The organism is Streptomyces sp. B8-7, from assembly GCF_058833805.1.
The window spans coordinates 504,951-520,016 of the sequence record NZ_JBYRRL010000006.1 but is presented as its reverse complement, the minus strand read 5'-3'; the positions used below and the strand labels follow the sequence as shown (position 1 = coordinate 520,016).

At 71.3% G+C, this 15,066-nt stretch carries 17 protein-coding genes and 2 pseudogenes; 12 read left to right on the top strand and 7 right to left on the bottom strand.

All coding sequences use genetic code 11. From position 1 onward, the window contains the following. Positions 1-140 precede the first annotated feature (140 nt). Positions 141-248 (bottom strand): annotated as a pseudogene (locus AC5K6T_RS30545) (IS5/IS1182 family transposase); the annotation flags it as partial. Between the two features lie 65 nt (positions 249-313). On the opposite strand from AC5K6T_RS30545, the gene AC5K6T_RS30540 reads away from it, so the two are divergent. Then, the gene (locus tag AC5K6T_RS30540) at positions 314-871 is read left to right on the top strand and encodes a hypothetical protein (protein WP_493214190.1); all 558 of its coding nucleotides are present in this window, start codon (positions 314-316) and stop codon (positions 869-871) included. A gap of 63 nt (positions 872-934) precedes the next feature. Here AC5K6T_RS30540 and AC5K6T_RS30535 read toward each other — a convergent pair whose 3' ends face one another. Continuing rightward, the gene (locus tag AC5K6T_RS30535) at positions 935-1,699 is read right to left on the bottom strand and encodes a DUF5710 domain-containing protein (protein WP_493214188.1); all 765 of its coding nucleotides are present in this window, start codon (positions 1,697-1,699) and stop codon (positions 935-937) included. Between the two features lie 168 nt (positions 1,700-1,867). On the opposite strand from AC5K6T_RS30535, the gene AC5K6T_RS30530 reads away from it, so the two are divergent. Together AC5K6T_RS30530 and AC5K6T_RS30525 are read left to right on the top strand one after the other, a co-directional pair. Next, a complete protein-coding gene (locus tag AC5K6T_RS30530) occupies positions 1,868-2,194 on the top strand; it encodes a hypothetical protein (protein ID WP_493214186.1) in 327 nt (108 codons plus the stop codon). 2 nt (positions 2,195-2,196) lie between these two features. Next, a complete protein-coding gene (locus tag AC5K6T_RS30525; protein WP_493214311.1) occupies positions 2,197-2,754 on the top strand; it encodes a hypothetical protein in 558 nt (185 codons plus the stop codon). Positions 2,755-2,815: 61 nt separating this feature from the next. Here AC5K6T_RS30525 and AC5K6T_RS30520 read toward each other — a convergent pair whose 3' ends face one another. Both AC5K6T_RS30520 and AC5K6T_RS30515 read right to left on the bottom strand, forming a co-directional pair. Continuing rightward, complete coding sequence (locus AC5K6T_RS30520) at positions 2,816-3,082, bottom strand: hypothetical protein (protein WP_493214184.1); 267 nt, start codon at positions 3,080-3,082, stop codon at positions 2,816-2,818. 17 nt (positions 3,083-3,099) lie between these two features. Continuing rightward, positions 3,100-3,747: a DUF1963 domain-containing protein gene (locus AC5K6T_RS30515; RefSeq protein WP_493214310.1), complete on the bottom strand. Its 648-nt coding sequence runs from the start codon at positions 3,745-3,747 to the stop codon at positions 3,100-3,102. Between the two features lie 135 nt (positions 3,748-3,882). On the opposite strand from AC5K6T_RS30515, the gene AC5K6T_RS30510 reads away from it, so the two are divergent. The 7 genes from AC5K6T_RS30510 to AC5K6T_RS30480 all read left to right on the top strand — a co-directional run bounded on the left by AC5K6T_RS30510 (position 3,883) and on the right by AC5K6T_RS30480 (position 8,399). Beyond that, positions 3,883-5,184 carry a TniQ family protein gene (locus AC5K6T_RS30510; protein WP_493214182.1) on the top strand — a complete coding sequence of 434 codons (1,302 nt, stop codon included), beginning with the start codon at positions 3,883-3,885 and terminating at the stop codon, positions 5,182-5,184. 82 nt (positions 5,185-5,266) lie between these two features. Continuing rightward, positions 5,267-5,605, top strand: coding sequence for a hypothetical protein (locus AC5K6T_RS30505; RefSeq protein WP_493214181.1), 339 nt, complete (start codon positions 5,267-5,269; stop codon positions 5,603-5,605). Continuing rightward, positions 5,602-6,195, top strand: a complete 594-nt coding sequence (locus AC5K6T_RS30500; protein WP_493214179.1) for a hypothetical protein — start codon at positions 5,602-5,604, stop codon at positions 6,193-6,195. Before AC5K6T_RS30505 ends, AC5K6T_RS30500 begins: the two co-directional genes overlap by 4 nt. A 34-nt stretch (positions 6,196-6,229) precedes the next feature. Continuing rightward, positions 6,230-6,574: a hypothetical protein gene (locus AC5K6T_RS30495; RefSeq protein ID WP_493214178.1), complete on the top strand. Its 345-nt coding sequence runs from the start codon at positions 6,230-6,232 to the stop codon at positions 6,572-6,574. Between the two features lie 120 nt (positions 6,575-6,694). Next, positions 6,695-7,135 carry a helix-turn-helix domain-containing protein gene (locus tag AC5K6T_RS30490; protein ID WP_493214177.1) on the top strand — a complete coding sequence of 147 codons (441 nt, stop codon included), beginning with the start codon at positions 6,695-6,697 and terminating at the stop codon, positions 7,133-7,135. A gap of 80 nt (positions 7,136-7,215) precedes the next feature. Then, on the top strand, positions 7,216-7,890 hold the full coding sequence (locus tag AC5K6T_RS30485; RefSeq protein ID WP_493214175.1) for a hypothetical protein: 675 nt from the start codon (positions 7,216-7,218) through the stop codon (positions 7,888-7,890). Positions 7,891-8,063: 173 nt separating this feature from the next. After that, the gene (locus AC5K6T_RS30480) at positions 8,064-8,399 is read left to right on the top strand and encodes a DUF2516 family protein (protein ID WP_493214309.1); all 336 of its coding nucleotides are present in this window, start codon (positions 8,064-8,066) and stop codon (positions 8,397-8,399) included. 255 nt (positions 8,400-8,654) lie between these two features. On the opposite strand, the gene AC5K6T_RS30475 is transcribed toward AC5K6T_RS30480, so the two are convergent. From AC5K6T_RS30475 to AC5K6T_RS30465, 3 genes and pseudogenes are all read right to left on the bottom strand, one after another. Beyond that, the gene (locus tag AC5K6T_RS30475; RefSeq protein ID WP_493214173.1) at positions 8,655-9,926 is read right to left on the bottom strand and encodes a PP2C family protein-serine/threonine phosphatase; all 1,272 of its coding nucleotides are present in this window, start codon (positions 9,924-9,926) and stop codon (positions 8,655-8,657) included. Positions 9,927-10,374: 448 nt separating this feature from the next. Beyond that, entirely contained in the window at positions 10,375-11,463 is a 1,089-nt protein-coding gene (locus tag AC5K6T_RS30470) for a C40 family peptidase (RefSeq protein ID WP_493214172.1), read from the bottom strand. A 432-nt stretch (positions 11,464-11,895) separates the two neighbouring features. Beyond that, positions 11,896-12,656: pseudogene (locus AC5K6T_RS30465) on the bottom strand (class I SAM-dependent methyltransferase). 495 nt (positions 12,657-13,151) lie between these two features. On the opposite strand from AC5K6T_RS30465, the gene mshA reads away from it, so the two are divergent. Then, positions 13,152-14,492: a D-inositol-3-phosphate glycosyltransferase gene (mshA, locus tag AC5K6T_RS30460; RefSeq protein WP_493214171.1), complete on the top strand. Its 1,341-nt coding sequence runs from the start codon at positions 13,152-13,154 to the stop codon at positions 14,490-14,492. After that, entirely contained in the window at positions 14,485-15,045 is a 561-nt protein-coding gene (locus AC5K6T_RS30455; RefSeq protein ID WP_493214170.1) for a type III secretion system chaperone family protein, read from the top strand. Before mshA ends, AC5K6T_RS30455 begins: the two co-directional genes overlap by 8 nt. Positions 15,046-15,066: the final 21 nt, after the last annotated feature.

Sequence of the window (15,066 nt, the reverse complement as noted above, 5' to 3'; positions counted from 1 at the left end):
AGGTGCAGTCCCGTGGCTCGGCGGCGTATGCCGGGGGCCGCCTGCGAGTGCGGAAGCACCGCTGCGGCGGCGGTGACGGCAGCGGCATACAGCAGGAAGCCTCAGCGGGACAGCGGGACAGCGGGGCGGCGGGGCGGCGGGGCGGCGGTCGGCTCGGGCTTGCGACCTTCCTCCACGCGGGCCAGGCCGGTCAGGTCGTGGTTGAGCCGGGTGAGGACTCCCTCGTCGCGCCAGGCGGCGTGGTGGAACGAGCCGGGTGGGTTGATCACGCGCTGGCGAGGGCGGTGAGCGGTTGGGCGGCGTCGCGTGCGTGGTGGTTCTGAGACTTCAGTACCACTTCGACAACCTGCTGGCGCCGGACGGTCCGACGTGGGCGGGCAGCTTCGGATGGATGATCCCAGCGGCCCAGTACTTCATCGATCCCCGGGCCCCGAGCGGGCTGATCTTCATGACGTGGCCACAGGCGCGCGACCTGACCGAGACGACGGCCCTGGCCGCGCTCGTCGACCGGGAAGCCGCGCGGCGACATGTCGCATTCACCAAGTCCCGGGCCCCGATCGGCAAGCAGCGTCGGGCCTCGCATCACTTCAGCGATCCGTCGGCGGATCCGGTCGTCGCCGGAGCGGTGTTCGGCATTGCGGCACGGCTGCTGTCGGCCCCCGATGAGACCGCGGGCCACGAGGTCATGGCCCCGATCATCGCCCGGACCAGGGGAGTGGAGAACATGGTGGGGTACCAGCTCCGTGCCCTGAACGGCTTGTCGCAGCCAGCGAGTGTGGTGCTCCTCGCCGTACGGCAGGACAAGGGCGCGTTCGCGCGCATGGGCCAGCGCATCGAAGCCCAGGGGCTCAGCCGAGTGGATAGGGCATGAAGGAATCATCAGGCAAGTAAGCGGCGCCAAGATCAAGGTGAGCTCTCGTCGACCGCCTCGCGATCAGCGCAGCCCCAGCATCCGACGAATGGCCGAGTCCGATCCGGATTGCCTGGGCACGGCCGGGCCGTCGGCCGAACGGAGGGTCTCCTCCGCGACGCGAGCGCGGTCCTTCGCCTCTGGCGGCGGGGCGAGAGCGATCCCGGCGTTCGTAAGGATTCCCAGGTCCAGGCTCCAGGCGATCTGCGAGCGCTTTTCCCACAGCGCGAAGGCGGACCTGACGTGCTGGCGGGCTTGTGACTCGCTCATCCTGGTGACCTTCACCAGATGCGCGAAGGCCTGCGCCTCGATCCCGCGGACCTGCGCATAGCCGAAGTGCGTGACCGTGTGGCAGTCGGTGCACAGGCAGATCAGCCGCTTGAGGGTCTGTACCCGTGTCGCGTCGTCGAAGATCCACCGCTCGTGGGCCTCCAGCCACCGCTTGGCCTCGCGGTCCTCGGCGGCCCCACAGATCTCGCAGCGCTGCCCGGCCCGCCGGGTGATCATGCGACGGAGGCGTTCCCAGTCCCGCTTCTCCACGCAGGAGCGGACGTTGGTGAACCAGCAGGTGCTGGGCACCAGGTCAACGAAGAGACCACTGCCGAGGCTCCGGTCCTCACCGGGCAGCAGGTCGGGGACATCAGGGGAGGGCGCCCACCGCTGAAGCTCCGCCATCCCGCCCCGGGGCGCGTACCAGCGCTTGGCGGCAGGATCCCAGCGGGCACCGCCCTTCTTCGCCTCGTCCTTCTCCGCGAAGGGAACGTCTAACCAGATCCGCTCAACTGCCATGGATACCCCTCTGGTTGTCTCCGACATCTGGTGGTGAGATTAACGAACGCAGCCCCACCTGGAGTGTCCTTCAGGGTTACCGCTATCGGCCTTGTCGACGATCACGAATCTGGCTGAGCAGTGCGGGACACTGACATCTGGTTGTGGCCTTGATCGAGGGGGAGGCTCGTGGTCGAGCTGCGTGCTGAAGCGGTCCGGTGGGTGGACGACGAGCCGTTTCCGGGTGTGGTGGAGGTCCGGTTCACGGATGCGGCGGGGCGTCGGTGGTCGCTGGTCGACAAGGCTCCCGTCTTCGACGCCCAGGGTGCCTTGGGTCCGGATTCCGCATATCCGCTGGAGGTCAGCGTCGCCTGCGTGATCATAGGATCGGCCAGGCTTCAGGAGGATGGCGAGCTTGTCACGGTCTCCACCACACCCCATGGTGTCGCAGCCACGGACGGGCGGGACGAGTTCACCGTTCGGTGTGACCAGCTCACCGGCAGAGGGCAAGCGTGAGCATGCAGCGGTGGAGCTATCGCTACGTCGGACCGGCCGAGTTGAGGAGTCTTGTCCGTCCGGGCGGCGAGGGCCGAAGCATGCGTTCACTGGCCGACTTCAACGAGTGGGCTGTGATGCGGACGGTGGAGGAGTTGGCCGAGCCCTTCACCTTCGTTGTCGATCTGGCTGGAGTACTAAGGCTCGCGCCGCGTCGCAGTGAGCACGTGGTGTGTGCTGCTGGAGAAGTGGTCCTGAGTGCTGGTGAGATCAGCTTCATCGAGGAGTCCGGGAGTTGGGCGGTCGACGAGGTCAGCAATCAGTCGACCGGCTACTGCCCGGACGTTAGCTCCTGGCCAGCCGTCGCCGAGGCCCTGGACCAGGCCGGGATCGTTCGCCCATCCGGCTTCACGCACGAGGTTGTCTTCCGGCGCTGCCCCGCCTGCCAGCAGCTCAACGTCGTGCGCGAGGGGGACTTCGTCTGCGTCTTCTGCGACGAGGCCTTGCCGTGGAAGTGGAACGTGGACCGGCCCGGATGCGCCGGCACCGCCCACGTCCGCCGTCCCCATGGGGAATCGTGATCACTGGCAGGCCTGCACGCGAACGTGCTCACGCTCGTGCGGGCCGTCGTTGGAACCCGGTTCAGTCCCCGTCGTCGAGGCCGAAACTTTCCGGCAGCTCGCGTAGGGCCTGACGGCGGGCAGGGCTGGGTTCGTGGTCGGCGAGGTCGTGCCACAGGGCGGTGAGCCGGTCGCGGTCTGACTCGATCAGGTGACCGAGGGTGTGGGTGCTGTCTTCGAACCAGCGCGTGGCAACGTCCGGGGGTACGTCCTCGTCATCGGTGAGGTCGATGCTGATCACAAGGCCGGCGAGGGCCTTGGCCAGGATGCGGATGAGCTCGTCGGGCACGGTCTCTCCTTCCCCAGTCAGCACTGCCAGAGGAAGGCGGTCTGGACACAGGGTGCGCACGTGAAGGCGAACGCTGTGCCGCAGCCGCCGAAGTTCATGGCCGTGGAGTGGTCCGGGCCTTCCTCGAACTGTGCAACCAGGTCCATAGGGTGGGTGCAGGTCGGGCACCGGGGTGTCTCATCGTCCTGGAGCCAGTGGGGCTGTCCGCCGAGCTGTCCCAGGACGTGCCCCAGCTCATTTCCGCTACGGCTGGCCCACTCCTCACGCGCGCTGAAGTAGTCGGCTGCGGGTGAGGGCACCAAGGTGACGGCGCTGACAGCGCCGAGGAGCAGCACCTTCTCGTCGTTCTCACCCGGGGTGGGCGTGGACATCGGCGCCAACCCGTCGGCAGGGAACAGCAGGGCACGATTGCCACCGGCTATCGGGCTCCACTCGTCGCACATGCCGGGATCGTTCTGGCACATGAAGATCGCCATGACGTCGCCGTCTTGCTTGTTGCTTGAGTCCATCGGACGGTCCAGATCATCCAGGACGATCTGGGCCAGGAACTGCATCGGCCCGTCACACGTCGCACAGTGAGGCCATGCCGTCCCCGCCGGGGCCATGGGTATCCCACCGGTACGCGTGGCCAGCCCTTCGGGCTCGCCGGGTCCCCCGTACGTCATCAGGAGCGTCATGGGACCGGACCCTATGACAGCCCACCGACATCACCGGCTCCAGGGGGATCGAGTGTTCGTGGTGAGGAGGTGAATCCGCGAAGAATCGGCGGTGAGTCGAGACGCAGACGACATCATGGGGCAATGCGCCCGCTGCCCCGCAGCCTCGACCCATTGCCCGACGAGACGCTGGCCGGCTACATCATCCGCCTCGCGCACCGGCTCGGGACTTCCCCCGGAGCGGTCGCCATCCATACAGGACTGACTGGTCACCGCAAGGAGAACGTGCTCTTCCGCGTTCCCATCCGGTTTCTGCACCACCTGGAACCGGAGCAGATCCAGACCTTCGCCCGAGCGACCCGACTCGCCCCAGAGGAGGTCAGCTGCCTTCTGACCTCTTCGCTCGCCGAGCGATATGGACCGCTGAGCGAGAAGTTCACCCCGCGCAAGAGCGCCGCGAGGATGGTCAACGACAATGCCTGGCTCCTGACCCGCACCCCTCGTTACTGCCCGCAGTGTCTCGTCGGAGACGGAAGCGAGATCCAGCAACTTCACGGCGGATCGTGGCAACGCCTCTGGCGTCTCCCACCAGTTTTCGCCTGCACCAAGCACCGCCGCCTGCTGCGAATCAGTTGCCCCACCTGCCGACACCCCGTCCACACGGTCGAGATGAACAGCATCATCGCCCGCCCCTGGGACGAAGACCTGCACCCCACCCAGTGCCGGACAACCACCGCCCCGCGCACCGTCGGGCGCCTCCAACCCGCCTGTGGTGTCCAACTCGCCGAACCCGACGGCACGCTCCCCGAAGACCCACCCGACGCACAGACACTGGAACACTTGCTCGGCCTCCAGCAGCGACTTCTGGACCTCCTCAGCCCGATCGGCACCGAGATGACACCGTGCGTCGGCTGGCTGATCCCTGCCGCTGACTACTTCGCCGACCTCAGAGCGTTGCTCGGTCTGGTGTTCCTGTCCTGGCCGGCGGCCCGGCCCTTCGCCGCAACACCAGCCCTCGCGGAGGCACTTGATCGCGAGGCCGGGCAACGCCATGCCCGCGCGACAATCCTCCGGGGCAGACCCGGAAAGAAGCACAGCTCCCGCCCCTTCACCGACCCTCCGCTGGACCCGTTGCTCATGGGGGCAGTACTCGGGATCGCCGAACATCTCCTTGATGCCGACGACGAAGAGCAGGCCCGCGAGCGCATGTTGCCACTCATCCACCAGGCCAGCGATCTCGACCAAGCCCTTTCGCTCTATCTCCGGCGCAAAGCCTGGATCTCGTTCCCGCTGCGGATCGTCGTCATGAACCACTTCAACCAGATGGCTCCGATGCACCAGATCATCGCTCGTGGCCCGATCCAACCGGGCGGGCAAGGGAAGTCGACCACGGAGGGTTATCGCCGTGCCTCTCGGAGCCATCCTGAATCGAGTCGCATGGCGTGATCCAGTTGCGGACAAGCCGGGAAGCAGCTGGCCCGTGCGTCCTGCCGGATGCGTCGTCTTCCCGCCGAGAGATCATGCGAACGTGACGACTTGGATCCGCACCTACGACGACGAGAGTGATGTCTGGTCGTATTTCGAACTCGACGACGAGGAATGGGTGCTACGGCACGTCGACCTGCAAGGGCTTCAGCGTCTGCCCGTGACTGCCGCCTCGCTGGTGGAGGTCATTGAGATCCGTGACCGCGACGACCTCGCAGCCATGGCCTCCTACGAGCGGCAGTACAGCGTCCTCGCGGAAGGCACCCTGCACGGCTGGCGAGAAGCGGACGGCGTTGCCGAGATCACCCGTCAAGAATTCGAGTCGACGTGGGCCGCTGCGCGAGAGACCCTCGACGCGAATCGCGTCGAGGAGGCAAGTTGATCACGGACTATCAGCAGAAGCTGCGCGAGCGCTACATCGCCGCCACCGTCATGCCGGTTCCCGAGCCGTGGCAGCCGGTGCTGGACCGCAGGACCCCTATCGGGGGCCTCCTCGGTATCGGATTCGCCGTCCATCCCGACAGCGGCCACGACCTCGTCATGGTCGTGTCCAGCGACGGTCACGGACTCTTCGACGCGGTCACCGGCGAGAAGATCGCCCGCGACAGGGACCCTGACTTCGAAACGAGCACTCCCGACGCCCACCCGGCCCTCGCCTGTCCCGGGCTCGGCCCGATCGCAGGCGCACCGGTGCGCATCGCCGGTCTCTTCGGCGGCGGCCTTCACAGCACCACACCGGACGGCTGGACCCTGGACGTCGTCAGCCCCGACTGGCCCCACGACCGCGTCATCCTCTCCGCCGACGGCGGGTCCCACAAAGGCCCGGCGGGAGGGACGTGGTGGCACGTCTTCCACTCTGAGTACTCGGAACTTCGCGCAGCCGGGTTCTCTCCCTCCGGCCAGACCCTGGCGGTCGCCACCAGCAGTGACCTCACCCTCTGGACCCGACCTGAGCTCCACTTTGACGACTGAGCGGACAACGGGACCGCACGCGAGAGGACGACAGATGGACCGGGCGGAACTCGCCGAGATGCTAGGCGACCAGACCGCGGCCTGCGAACCCGCTAGATCGGCGCTTCTCGACGGAGGCGACTTCGTCGTATGGGACGGCCGCGTTCCCAGCCAGGAGCTTGCCGGCATCTACGCGGCTCGCCTCCGACGGGCGAGGAAGCGAGGTACTGAGACTCTCGCCTTGCCGTCCACCGTCGACATCCTCACCCGGCTCGAAGCCGCTCAGGTCAGGATCGGCTGCGTCTTCTCACCGGACCGGACGTGGGCCTTCATGATCTTCCTCGTCGAGGACGCCGACGCAGTCCTCGCCTGCACGGGAGTCCGCCGAGCTGAGCGGTGACAGTTGTCCTGCTCAAGTGACAACTATCTTGCTCAGTCACACGGCCCGACATTGACCGTGTGGTAGCTGCTGCAAGCGGGGTGCTTGCAATTGTTAGCGGGTTGGGGGCACAGTAGGGGTATGGCATCGCTCAACGTCGGCAGTCTCGGCGAGTACCTCCGTGAGCAGCGGCGCACCGCGCAGCTGTCGCTCAGGCAGCTCGCGGAGGCGGCCGGGGTGTCCAACCCGTACCTGAGCCAGATCGAGCGCGGGCTGCGCAAGCCGAGCGCGGAGGTGCTCCAGCAGGTCGCCAAGGCGCTGCGGATCTCCGCGGAGACGCTGTACGTGCGCGCCGGGATCCTGGACGCGGAGCGGGACCGGGACGAGGTGGAGACGCGGGCCGTCATCCTGGCGGACCCCACCCTCGACGAGCGGCAGAAGCAGGTGCTGCTCCAGATCTACGAGTCGTTCCGCAAGGAGAACGGCTCGGCCGTGAGCGACCCGGCCGGTGCCGGGCACACCGATGTGCTCGACGGCACCGTGCGCGATGCCGGAGACGATCCGCGGCGGACGGCCGGTTGACCGGACCAGGGGACCGGCCGCCGCCCGCGGACCCGCCAGACCCTCAGCCGACAGCAGCAAGAATCCGGGAGGACCTCACCATGGCCATCACCGACGACCTGCGCAAGACCCTCAGCGACCCGACTCCGCTCTACTTCGCCGCCGGCACCGCCGACCTCGCCCTGCAGCAGGCGAAGAAGGTGCCGGGCCTGGTGGAGCAGCTGCGGGCCGAGGCCCCCGCGCGGATCGACGCGGTGCGCAACACCGACCCGAAGGCCGTGCAGGAGCGGGCCGCCGCGCGTGCCAAGGAGGCCCAGGCCAAGGCCCGTGAGGCGCAGGAGACCCTGCAGCACCGGGTCGGCGAGTTCCTCGCCTCCCTCGACGGCGACCTGAAGAAGCTCGGCAGCACGATCGACGCCGACCTGAAGAAGTTCGGTGAGTCCGCGCAGGACGTCGCGCTGCGCGGGGTGGGCGTCGCCGCGGAGTACGCGGTGAAGGCCCGCGAGGCCTACGAGAAGGTCGCCGAGCACGGCGAGCAGACCGTCCGGTCCTGGCGCGGCGAGGCCGCCGAGGAGCTGGAGGACCTGGCGGTGGCGGTCGAGCCGGAGCCGGTCGCGGTCAAGGAGGAGCCGGCCGAGACCAAGCCGGCCGAGACCAAGCCGGCCGAGACCAAGCCGGCCGAGGCCAAGGCGGCCGCCCCGGCGAAGAAGAGCGCGGCCCGCAAGGCGCCCGCGCGCAAGCCCGCCGCGAAGAAGGCGACGCCCCCGGCCGAGTGATTCGTGGCCGGTCGTGACGGGCCGGGCACTTCGAGGGTGCCCGGCCCGTTGTCGGGGTAGCGGGACAGTGTCTGCGGACAGCCCACGGCTTACGGGTCGCTTACGGGTGGTTTGCAGGTCACCTGCGGGTACGGTGACCGCGTGAGGACGAGCCGATTCGGAGAGTGGACACAATGCTGATGCAGGGGTTCGCGGGGTTCCTGGCCCTGCTGAGTCTGGCCTTCACCCTTTTCAGCGGCTTCGCGCTGGTGGACGCGGCGGTGCGCCGGGACGACGCCTACCGTGCCGCTTCCAAGCAGACCAAGACGTTCTGGCTGGTCGTCCTCGGTCTGGCCTTCGTGGTCAGTCTGGTGTTCGGCATCCTGTCGTTCCTGCCGGTCATCGGTCTGATCGCGACCATCGTCTACATGGTCGACGTCCGCCCCGCCCTGCGGCAGATCTCCGGTCCCCGGCGGCGCGGCGGCAGCAGCAGCGACGGGCCGTACGGTCCGTTCAACGGCGGCCGCTGACCGGACCCGCAGCGCCCCCGCCGGCCCGCCCGCGGACCTCGGGTCCCCCGCCGACCCGGCGGCGTGCCCGCGGTGCCGTCCACCCGGATCACGCCGGTCCGGCGGTGACGGCCGTGCCGTCGCCGGGGGGCCAGGCGTGCCCGCGCGGGGGCGGCGTGTGCGGGCCCGCGGTGCGGCAGGGCGGGCTGCCGGTCACGACACCCGGCCGAGCGGCTACGGCGCCCGGCCGACCGGCTACGGCGCCCGGCCGACCGGCTACGGCACCCGGTCCAGCAGCAGCACCGCCACGTCGTCGGTGAGCTCCCCGCCGTTGAGCTCGCGCACCTCGTGCACCGCCGCCCGCAGCAGTTCCTCGCCGCGCAGCCCCTCGGACAGCTGTCGGCGGACCATCTCCACCATGCCGTCCTGCCCGAGGCGCTCCCGGCCGGGTCCGGCATGGCCCTCGATCAGCCCGTCGGTGTAGAGCATCAGGCTCCACTCCGCCCCCAGCTCGACGTGCATACGCGGCCACCGCGCCCCCGGCAGCAGTCCCAGGGCCGGGCCGTTGTTCTCGCACGGCAGCAGGCGGGCGGCCCGTCCCGGCCGGGCCACGAGCGGTGCGGGGTGGCCCGCCAGGCACAGCCCGGCCCGGCGCCCGTCCGGCGCGATGTCCACCGTGCACAGGGTCGCGAAGATCTCGTCGTCGGCGCGCTCGTGCTCCAGCACCTGCTGGAGCGTGTTCAGCAGCTGGTCGCCGCACAGCCCCGCGAGCGTCAGCGCGCGCCAGGCGATGCGCAGCTCCACACCGAGCGCCGCCTCGTCGGGGCCGTGGCCGCAGACGTCGCCGATCATCGCGTGGACCGTGCCGTCCGGGGTGCGGACCACGTCGTAGAAGTCGCCCCCCAGCAGAGCGCGCGAGCGGCCGGGGCGGTAGCGCGCGGCGAACCGCAGCGAGGAGCCCTCCAGCAGCGGCGTGGGCAGCAGACCGCGCTCCAGCCGCCGGTTCTCCTGCGCCCGCAGGCGGCCCTCGGCGAGCCGCCGCTCCGCCGTGTCGGAACGTTTCCGCTCCACGGCGTAGCGGATGGCGCGGCTCAGCAGGCGGCCGTCGAGTTCGTCCCGGAAGAGGTAGTCCTGGGCGCCGACGCCGACCGCCTGGGCGCCGCGCTCGGCGTCGCCGGACGCGGTGAGCGCGAGCACGGCGTGCCGGGGTGCGAGCCGGAGCACATGGCGCAGGACGGCCAGCTCGTCGCCGGAGTCGTCCACCAGGCCCGGGGAGGTCAGCGCGAGGTCCAGCAGGATGCAGTGGACGTCGTCGGTGAGGAGCCGCCCGGCCTCGGTGAGGTTGCGGGCCGTGCGGATCCGGATGGGCTGCCCGGCCGTGTCCAGGAGGTCCGGCACGATCGCCGAGCCGGCCGGGTCGTCCTCGATCAGCAGCAGCGTCAGGGGGGCGGCGGTGTCCTCCTTCGTGGGGCCGGCGGTGGACGCGGCCTGCGCCTGACCACACTCCACGGCCGGGATCGCTCTCTGCCGCGGTACGGGTACGGGCATCTCCAGTGTTCCTTCCCTCCCCCCGAGGGCACGGCGGGGCGAGGGACCTCGACCCACCGTCGGGACCTTAGCGGGTGTCCCGGCCGCAGCGGAATGGCCTACGGCACGTCGTCCCGCGGCGGGTCGTTGTCATATGCCGCGTTCCGTATCGCAGTTGGGCGAGGCGCCCACCCTCCGGGGATGACGAACGTCACGCCCTGCCCCGGTGTGAGGGGCACTTGGGGTGTGCCGGCTCACGTGGCCGGGGTCACGAGGCCTGCGTCACGTCGCCGGGGAGCGACTGCGGGAGCGGCTTCCGGGAGCGGCTGCGGGGAGGTACGGCGGTGGCGGGCGGAGGCGGTGCGGTCAGGGGCGGCGGGCCCGGCCGGAGGGGGTTGCCGGCCGGAGGGGGTGGGCGCCGGGACCGATCCGCAGGCCGGGGCGGACGTGTGCCGTGCGGCGGCTCGGCTCACGCGTCGGGGCGGACCACGCCGAGGATCGGCATCGAGCCGGCTCCCGCCACGGTCACCGTGCGTCCGGGCCGGGGAGCGTGGATCATCTTGCCGTCGCCTATGTACATGCCGACGTGGCTGGCGTCGTCGTAATAGATGATCAGGTCGCCGGGCCGCATGTCCGCGGTGCCGACGCGGGTCAGCCGGGCCCACTGGTCCTGCGAGGTGCGCGGGATGGTGAGGCCGGCGCTCGCCCAGGCCTGCGAGGTCAGGCCGGAGCAGTCGAAGGAGTCGGGGCCCTCGGCGCCCCATACGTACGGCTTGCCCTGTTGTGCGGCGGCGAACTCGACGGCTCTTCTGCCCTGTTCCGAGGCGCCTGCCGTGTTCCCGTCGAGAACCCCCGTGCCGAGCCAGGTGGTCTGGGCCCGGTGCGCGGCCTCCCGCTCAAGGCGGGCCAGCCGCTCCTTCTCCTCCTTCTCCAGCTGCGACTCGAGCTCCTCCGCCTGCGCTATCCGCTTCTTGACCTTCTTCTTCGCGGTGGCCCGCGCCTGCCGGGTGGACTCCAGCTTCGCCCAGTGGGCGGAGGCGTCCCTGGCGTACCGCTCCAAGTCCTCCTGGACGCGGGTCGTTTCCGCCAGCAGGTGCTGGGTGGCGCGCTCGCCCTGCACGATGCGGCCCTGGCCGTCGAGGAAGTCGCCCGGGTCGTCGCTGAGCGCCAGGTGGGCCTCGGGTGGCAGGCCTCCGGAGCGGTACTGGGCGGCGGCTCCGCGCCCGGCGCGGTCCTTGAGATCCGCCAGCCGCTCCCGTCCCGCGACGATCTTCTTGGCCAGCGAGACCAGCTGCGCGGACTGCTCGCGGACCTTCTCCTCGGCCGCGTTGTAGGCGTCGGTGGCGACCGCCGCCTCGTGGTACAGCTCCTCCAGGCGCTGCCGTACGGCCTCCAGTTCGCTGTTCGTGGCCGGGGCCACCCGGGTCACGGACGCCTGCGGCGGGGGCGTGGCAGCGGGGTCCGGTGCGGCGAACGCCGTGCCGGGGGCGGCCAGTACGGTGACCGCGCACACGGCGGCCACGGCTGCCGTGATCAGCCCGCGCTCACTCGTCCCCATACCCCGACCCCCAAACCCGATACGAACCTGATTAACCGTCAGTAACCTGTGGTGCCTGGGGGATCCTGCCATGCCCGCGCCGAAAACGACAGAGGTCGTGCCGCGCCGTACCGCGGCGGATGCGGCGGGCCAGGGCTTCTCTCCCCCTGAGCCGCCCGGCCGTGGCGGTCTCCCCGTGGATGGGACGAACGACTCGGCACCATCGTTCCCCCTGGTCACCCGGGAGAGTGAGGCGGGTCCGAACAGTTCGTCTGCGCGCCGTCGCGCGCTCACCCGCCGGGACCGGGCCGGGGCGGGGTCCGGCGCCCCGTGCCTGCGTGTTCACGGCTGGCGCCGGGGGCGGGGTGAGGCCGGGGCCGCCCTCCGGGTGCGTGCGCCGCTTCCCGGCCCCGCGGCCCGGCCTTCCGGGGAGCCCGGCCGGCCGCTCCGGTCTCACCCGCCGGGGGCCAGGGCTTCCCAGCGCAGGGTCACTTCGCCCTGTCGCCAGCGCGCCGGACGGTCGGTCACCGGCCAGTCGGCCGCCAGGTCCCGCACCGTGCGCAGCCACCGCTGCCGGGCCCCGTACGCGGCGTACGGCGCGGCGGCGGCCCACGCACGGTCGAAGTCCCGCAGGAAGGCGTGCACCGGCTCGCCGGGCACATTGCGGTGGATCAGTGCCTTGGGCAGTCGCTCGGCGAGGTCCGAGGGCTGTGCCAGGGAGCCGAGCCGGGTGGCGAAGGTGACCGTGCGCGGCCCCTCCGGGCCGAGCGCCACCCACACGTGCCGCCGCCCGATCTCGTCGCAGGTCCCCTCCACGAGCAGTCCGCCCCGCGACGGCCCGGCGGCGGGGGCGAGGCGCGCGCACAGGCGGGCCCAGACGGCGGCGACCTCCTCCTCGTCGTACTGGCGCAGCACGTTGGCGGCCCGGATCAGCAGGGGCCGGCCGGTGACCGGGATCTCGAACCCGCCGTGCCGGAAGGTGAGCCCGTCGCGCTCGTAGGGGCGTGCGGCGCGGCCCCGCGCAGCCGGCCGAGGAGCTCGACGGCGGTCCAGGGCGCGGCGCCGTAGCCGAGGTCGACCGCCACCGGGTCGGCGGCGCGGCGCAGTTCGGCGCCGTGCGTCGCGGCGATCCAGCGGTCCATGCGGCGCAGCCGGTTCGGGTTCGTCGTCCCGCGCGTGACGGTGCCCACGGGGCGGGTGGCGCGGGGTGTCATACGGACGAGGGTATGCCGCCGCCGGGAGTGCGGCCGACGCGGCTGAGGAGGGGCGTACCCGCCGCGCGACACCTTCGCGGCCGGGAGCCTGCGCGGCGCGGGCGTTCGGCGCCCCGGTCGCTGCCGGACCGCGCGTGCGGCCGGACTGCGGCGTGCGACCCGGGCCCGGCCCGCGACCCCGGCCGGCGACCCGAGCCGGCGACCCCCCGGCGCCCCCCCGGCGACCCGGGCCGGGGTCCGGCGCCCGGGGGCGAGCCCGCCGCGCGGTCGCGGTCACGGCACGGGTCTCGCGCGACGAACGCGAACGAACGCGAACGAACGCGAACGAACGCGAACTGAAACGTCCCACGGTATCGAACGGTTGAGCGACCGACGGTAATGGTTCGGCAAAGAAGTGTGGGGTGGAAATGGAATCCGGCCATGCGTCGTTGCACCACCTCGGAGGACTCCCCACGGCCCTCCGTCCGGCATGTCCGCAGCAAGGAGGATCGCTCCGTGAGCCACTACGTCAGCAGGCTCGGGCGTCGCTCGGCGGCAGCCCCCTCGCGGCTCAGGATCGGACACCGGCGCCCCCGGCGCGTCGCCATGCTCTCCGTGCACACCTCCCCGCTGCACCAGCCGGGCACCGGCGACGCGGGCGGCATGAACGTCTACATCGTGGAACTCGCCAAGCGCCTGGCCGCGATCAACATCGAGGTCGAGATCTTCACCCGGTCCACCACCGCGGCCGTGGCACCGACCGTCGAGATCGAACCCGGCGTCACCGTCCGGCACATCGACGCGGGACCCTACGAGGGCCTGGCCAAGGAGGACCTGCCCGCCCAGCTCTGCGCCTTCACGCACGGCGTGATGCAGGCCTGGGCCGGCCACCGGCCCGGCCACTACGACCTCGTCCACTCCCACTACTGGCTCTCCGGGCACGTCGGCTGGCTCGCGGCGCAGCGCTGGGGCGTCCCCCTGGTGCACGCCATGCACACCATGGCCAAGGTCAAGAACGCCAACCTCGCCGACGGCGACACCCCCGAGCCCGCGGCCCGCGTCATCGGCGAGACCCAGATCGTCGCCGCGGCGGACCGGCTGATCGCCAACACCGCCGAGGAGGCAGACGAACTCGTCCGGCACTACGCGGCCGACCCCGGCAAGGTCGCCGTCGTCCACCCCGGGGTGAACCTCGACCGGTTCCGCCCCGCCGACGGCCGCGCCGCCGCCCGAGCCCGCCTCGGCCTCCCCCAGGACGCCCTCATCCCCCTCTTCGCCGGCCGCATCCAGCCCCTGAAGGCCCCCGACGTGCTGCTGCGCGCGGTGGCGGTGCTGCTGGAGCAGCGGCCCGAGCTGCGTTCCCGCATCGTCGTCCCGGTCGTGGGCGGCCCCAGCGGCAGCGGCCTCGCCAAGCCCGAGGGGCTGCAGAAGCTCGCCGCCCGGCTCGGTATCGCGGACGTCGTCCGGTTCCGCCCGCCGGTCGGCCAGGACCGGCTCGCCGACTGGTTCCGGGCCGCGTCGGTGCTGGTCATGCCGTCGTACAGCGAGTCCTTCGGCCTGGTCGCGATAGAGGCCCAGGCAGCCGGCACGCCCGTGCTCGCCGCCTCCGTCGGCGGGCTGCCGGTGGCCGTCCGCGACGGCGAGACGGGTTTCCTGGTGCGCGGCCACGACCCGGCCGCCTACGCGCGGGTGCTGCGCGACTTCGCCGAGGCGCCGGACCTTGCGGCGTCCATGGGCGAGGCCGCCGCCCGGCACGCCCGGTCCTTCGGCTGGGACACCGCGGCCGCCGCCACCGCCGAGGTCTACACCGCCGCCCTGCACGCCCACCGCCGTCGCGTACGCTCGCACCATGGGTGAGGACAGGGGCCCGGACAGGGGCGAGGCCGGAGGCGTCGCCGCAGCCGCGACCGCGGGCGATGAGGCGACGGCCGCGCGGACCGTCGAGGACGCCCTGAAGGACGCCGGACTGGAGTGGGAGAGCCCCCGCCCCGGCCACTTCGTCGTGACCCTCCCCGGCACCCGCAAGCTCGCCACGACCGTCTCCCTGATCGTGGGCCGGCACTCCCTCTCCCTCAACGCGTTCGTCGTCCGGCACCCCGACGAGAACGAGGCCGGCGTCCACCGCTGGCTGCTGGAGCGCAACCTGAAGCTGTACGGCGTCGGGTACGCCGTGGACCCCCTCGGCGACATCTACGTGGCCGGCAGGCTCCCCCTCGCCTGCGTGACCGCCGACGAACTCGACCGCCTCCTCGGCCAGGTCCTCGAAGCCGCCGACGGCAGCTTCAACACGCTCCTCGAACTCGGCTTCGCCACCGCCATCCGCCGCGAGTACGCCTGGCGGGTCTCCCGTGGCGAGTCCACCCGCAACCTCGACGCCTTCGAGCACCTCACCCGACGCCGGGCGGACTGACCGGTCCGTCGGGCGCCCGCC

What these genes read in the sequence shown, in the direction of transcription:
- AC5K6T_RS30535 (WP_493214188.1), bottom strand. Translation starts at nt 1,699, where the DNA reads ATGGCAGTTGAGCGGATCTGGTTAGACGTTCCCTTCGCGGAGAAGGAC.
- AC5K6T_RS30525 (WP_493214311.1), top strand. Translation starts at nt 2,197, where the DNA reads ATGCAGCGGTGGAGCTATCGCTACGTCGGACCGGCCGAGTTGAGGAGT.
- AC5K6T_RS30515 (WP_493214310.1), bottom strand. Translation starts at nt 3,747, where the DNA reads ATGACGTACGGGGGACCCGGCGAGCCCGAAGGGCTGGCCACGCGTACC.
- AC5K6T_RS30510 (WP_493214182.1), top strand. Translation starts at nt 3,883, where the DNA reads ATGCGCCCGCTGCCCCGCAGCCTCGACCCATTGCCCGACGAGACGCTG.
- AC5K6T_RS30495 (WP_493214178.1), top strand. Translation starts at nt 6,230, where the DNA reads ATGGACCGGGCGGAACTCGCCGAGATGCTAGGCGACCAGACCGCGGCC.
- AC5K6T_RS30490 (WP_493214177.1), top strand. Translation starts at nt 6,695, where the DNA reads ATGGCATCGCTCAACGTCGGCAGTCTCGGCGAGTACCTCCGTGAGCAG.
- AC5K6T_RS30485 (WP_493214175.1), top strand. Translation starts at nt 7,216, where the DNA reads ATGGCCATCACCGACGACCTGCGCAAGACCCTCAGCGACCCGACTCCG.
- AC5K6T_RS30480 (WP_493214309.1), top strand. Translation starts at nt 8,064, where the DNA reads ATGCTGATGCAGGGGTTCGCGGGGTTCCTGGCCCTGCTGAGTCTGGCC.
- AC5K6T_RS30475 (WP_493214173.1), bottom strand. Translation starts at nt 9,926, where the DNA reads ATGCCCGTACCCGTACCGCGGCAGAGAGCGATCCCGGCCGTGGAGTGT.
- AC5K6T_RS30470 (WP_493214172.1), bottom strand. Translation starts at nt 11,463, where the DNA reads ATGGGGACGAGTGAGCGCGGGCTGATCACGGCAGCCGTGGCCGCCGTG.
- AC5K6T_RS30455 (WP_493214170.1), top strand. Translation starts at nt 14,485, where the DNA reads ATGGGTGAGGACAGGGGCCCGGACAGGGGCGAGGCCGGAGGCGTCGCC.